1 rRNA gene is annotated in these 1585 nt (G+C 57.2%); it reads left to right on the top strand.

The annotated features are described in order from the left end of the window. Window positions 1–1498, top strand: a 23S ribosomal RNA gene (locus QYS60_RS25655); the annotation flags it as partial. Window positions 1499–1585: the final 87 nt, after the last annotated feature.

Here is a 1585-nt window from a genome sequence, read left to right as displayed (position 1 = left end):
TGGTAGTAGCCAAGCGATGGGGTGACGCAGGAAGGTAGTGGGGCCGGTCAGTGGTTGTACCGGTGTAAGCCTGTAGGGCGTGACATAGGCAAATCCGTGTCACACACAGCCTGAGAGGTGATGCGTAGCCGAATGAGGCGAATTCCATGATCCTATGCTGCCGAGAAAAGCCTCTAGCGAGCTTTCACACGGCCCGTACCCCAAACCGACACAGGTGGTCAGGTAGAGAATACCGAGGCGATCGAGAGAACTGTGGTTAAGGAACTCGGCAAAATGCCCCCGTAACTTCGGGAGAAGGGGGACCACGCCCGGTGAAGACCTTCGCGGTCGGAGCTGGGGGTGGTCGCAGAGACCAGAGAGAAGCGACTGTTTACTAAAAACACAGGTCCGTGCGAAGTCGTAAGACGAGGTATACGGACTGACGCCTGCCCGGTGCTGGAAGGTTAAGAGGACCGGTCAGCGGAGTGATCCGCGAAGCTGAGAATTTAAGCCCCAGTAAACGGCGGTGGTAACTATAACCATCCTAAGGTAGCGAAATTCCTTGTCGGGTAAGTTCCGACCTGCACGAATGGCGTAACGACTTCTCTGCTGTCTCAACCACAGACTCGGCGAAATTGCATTACGAGTAAAGATGCTCGTTACGCGCGGCAGGACGAAAAGACCCCGGGACCTTCACTACAGCTTGGTATTGGTGTTCGGTTCGGTTTGTGTAGGATAGGTGGGAGACTGGGAAGCCCGCACGCCAGTGTGGGTGGAGTCGTTGTTGAAATACCACTCTGATCGTATTGGACCTCTAACCTCGGACCCTGATCGGGTTCAGGGACAGTGCCTGGTGGGTAGTTTAACTGGGGCGGTTGCCTCCCAAAATGTAACGGAGGCGCCCAAAGGTTCCCTCAGCCTGGTTGGCAATCAGGTGGCGAGTGCAAGTGCACAAGGGAGCTTGACTGTGAGACCGACAGGTCGAGCAGGGACGAAAGTCGGGACTAGTGATCCGGCACCGGCATGTGGAAGCGGTGTCGCTCAACGGATAAAAGGTACCCCGGGGATAACAGGCTGATCTTCCCCAAGAGTCCATATCGACGGGATGGTTTGGCACCTCGATGTCGGCTCGTCGCATCCTGGGGCTGGAGTAGGTCCCAAGGGTTGGGCTGTTCGCCCATTAAAGCGGCACGCGAGCTGGGTTTAGAACGTCGTGAGACAGTTCGGTCTCTATCCGCCGCGCGCGTTAGAAACTTGAGGAAGGCTGTCCCTAGTACGAGAGGACCGGGACGGACGAACCTCTGGTGTGCCAGTTGTCCCGCCAGGGGCACGGCTGGTTGGCTACGTTCGGAAGGGATAACCGCTGAAAGCATCTAAGCGGGAAGCCTGTTCCAAGATGAGGTTTCTCACCCCCTCGAGGGGGTAAGGCCCCCGGCAGACCACCGGGTTGATAGGCCGGAACTGGAAGTGCGGCAACGCATGCAGGTGACCGGTACTAATAGGCCGAGGACTTACCACGAAGAAGCTACGCGTCCACTGTGCGGTATCTGAAACAGCACACTCGATTCACACGCTTTCCGTGAATCGAGTGAGGGCGAAGCCCCCC

This window comes from Rhodococcus sp. GXMU-t2271 (genome assembly GCF_041414735.1).
Taxonomy (GTDB): domain Bacteria; phylum Actinomycetota; class Actinomycetes; order Mycobacteriales; family Mycobacteriaceae; genus Rhodococcus; species Rhodococcus indonesiensis.
The sequence above is the reverse complement of the archived record's forward strand: the minus strand, read 5'-3'. Positions and strand labels throughout refer to the sequence as shown.